This is a genomic window from Pseudomonas sp. 05N434 (genome assembly GCF_056396965.1).
On sequence record NZ_JBFTMK010000634.1, the window covers coordinates 1 to 2,647 of the forward strand.

The 2,647-nt window shown below is 53.9% G+C and carries 2 protein-coding genes and 1 tRNA gene; all 3 read right to left on the bottom strand.

The features are described 5' to 3' along the window. Nucleotides 1–247: 247 nt before the first annotated feature. Nucleotides 248–1,813 (bottom strand): Fic family protein, encoded by a 1,566-nt coding sequence (locus AC1DLB_RS27190; RefSeq protein WP_413696403.1) that lies wholly within the window; start codon nt 1,811–1,813, stop codon nt 248–250. Between the two features lie 328 nt (nt 1,814–2,141). Continuing rightward, nucleotides 2,142–2,215: transfer RNA gene (locus tag AC1DLB_RS27195), tRNA-Gly, on the bottom strand. Nucleotides 2,216–2,397: 182 nt separating this feature from the next. Then, nucleotides 2,398–2,647, bottom strand: a 250-nt coding sequence (locus AC1DLB_RS27200; protein ID WP_477786022.1) for an alpha/beta fold hydrolase, incomplete at its 5' end; no start/stop codon positions are given.

The following is a 2,647-nucleotide window of genomic DNA, read 5'->3' on the forward strand; positions in this document are numbered from 1 at the left end:
CTGCCAACCCCTAGGATTCATTGGGTTTAAAGAATGGAAAACTAGCTTTATAGAAAGGTAATACTATCGCCTCCCTTTCGCTCAAATATCGCTTTTCCTAAAAACCTCTGGAGTCCTTTATCTACAAGTGACGGAAAAAGGTGACGAATTTATTTATAAGCAAACAGCTAGACCGGTCACGACTCGACAAAATCCTGAGTAAAAAAAGCGGTTATCAAGACCGTTTTTTCTAATCCATCCCAGCGCCTTACCCGGATTCGCCGAAAAAACCTTCTTCGCCTGCACCCATCTCTCGATCCTCAAACGCAGAACGCACAGCCTCCACAACGCGTTCCGCCATGCGCTCATCTTCAAGCTGCGGGTACCCTTTCTTTAGCTTGCCGGACACCACCCAGCCGTTCTCCTTGATGGAGCGGATGATGCGGTTCGCATCCAGGTCTGGCATTTCCAGTACCTCTTTCAGCTGTTCCTGAGCTCGCTGAAAGATCACCAGAACTCTGGCTTCATCCGCCATTTCCTTTCGAATCGTGTGCTCGACGACACGTGCGGTGTACAGGACGTGTTCGGTCAGATCGGGATAGCGCCAGGCGAAACACGCGTCCTCGTATTCATCGAAGATGAAGTTGCTGCGAGTCCCGTCCTCGTAGGTCACGAGTTCGCCGAACCGATAGGCCGCTGCGTAACGTCGCATGAACGGTCGCGAGAACACTTCGAGCGTACGGTCGTAGCCGGCCCTGAAGTCGATCGAGCTCGTGATTGTGGCTGACACCGGCAGTATCACGCCGTCGGGCACTGCCTTATCCCGAATCAGGGTGTCGTTGATCAGGAAACGATGAATCCGGCCATTGCCATCGCGCATGGGATGGATGTACACGAAGCCAAAGGCCAACACAGCGGCACGTGCCAATGATTCCGCGCCACGCGTTGCAACTTCAAACTCGTTGAGTCCTGCCAATAGCTGAGCGAGATCCGCGAAATGTGGGGCAATGTAATGCACGATGTCCTCGCGCATCGTGGCTTGTCCCACAAACACCGGAGAGCGCCGCAGGCCCAGTCCAATGGCATCACGCCCCAGAATGCCGGCTTGCAGGGAGTGCAGGCTGTCGTTGCTCAACGGGTCTTTGATATGTCCGCAGTACTGGGCGATGACATGGGCAAACCGCTGGATACGATCGGCCTGGTCGGCTTCCTTTTCGATGAGAAAGCTCGCGCGCGATTCCTTGAACGTCAGCCAACTGGCGGTACGCATCAGGATGTCGGGGCCAAAGGCCTGATCCAATTCATCCAATGCCTCGCGTAGATCGAATTGCAGGGCCTCCTGCACTGGCACCGTACGACGAACCAAGGGGCAGAACTCAGCCGTCCCCGGCAGGTTGTTATTGACTCGCCAACGCCGAGTTCGCAGTGACTCGCGACGAGTCAGGTAATCTTTTGGCGAAAGTACATCAACATAGCCGCCATTGGTTACGTCTGGCACATCCAGACGTTGCCCTGTCAGCCATTCGTAGAGGAATCCCGTGCGACGGGCATACTGACCGAATGGCTCCCGTCGACACCAGTCTTCGACAGGCTGCGGACCTATGGTCGCAAACAGGCGGGCGAAGAACTCGAGATGGATCTCTTCGTACTTGAGGCCGAATTCGAAATGTCCTGCGAAATCGTCTGCGGGCCGATAGCTTACCGGATACCGGTTCTCCACATTGCCGTCACTTTCGCGACTGACACGTACAGTGCCGATCATCGAGTCGACTCGTAGAGGCTGTGCCAGTGCGATGTCGTAACGGTTTGCGAGGGTCTTGAAACCGACTTGCATTGACGAAATCCTTTACTGGGGCAAGAAAAACGCTAACAGAACGTCGATCATATGCGAAAACGCTAATTTCCGTAGATATGAAAATATTAACGCTTGATGAAATTCGATAATAAATCCGTTTTTTTCGAAAAAAACGCTAACGGATTTCAGGATAGTCGCTAACGCCCCGAGAGCACTTACTCATCGATCAGCGGACAACGGACGAAAAAGGGGAGATGCCTCATAGCCCGATTCCACCAAACCCCAGGCACAAAAAAACCGGCCATCAAGGCCGGTTTTTTCTTTACTTGCATCCCCCGTCAAAAACGACGTGAGACTGAAATCTGATTGGAGCGGGTGAAGGGAATCGAACCCTCGTTATCAGCTTGGGAAGCTGGAGTAATGCCATTATACGACACCCGCTCAGAGCGGCTGACTTTGTACCAGATGTGAGCGCGGATTTGAAGTTTTTCTTTATGCGCGATGGCTTTAGCGTCGGGTGAAACACAAACAGGGACCGCTTGGCGGTCATTCGCGGGCAAGCCTCGCGCCTACGGGAGTGCGTTCAACACAGTAGGGCGGGACTTGCTCGCGATGACTCTGTTTCAGATTGCAAATGCATGGTGGTCCTGGACGTACTGGTAACGCGGTCGGCTTTCGAGTTGCGTCGGTTTCAGGAAGCCCAGCAGTGCGTTACGGCTGTCTTGGCAAGCGGTTTTGTGTTCCATGTCGAGGAAGTGGCCGGTGGCCTGAAGGGTGCTGAAGGTGCTGTGTTGTACATGGCCGGCGAACAGCCTGGCATCGGCGGGGGCGGTGTACTCGTCCCATTCGCCGTTCATGAACAGCACTGGCACA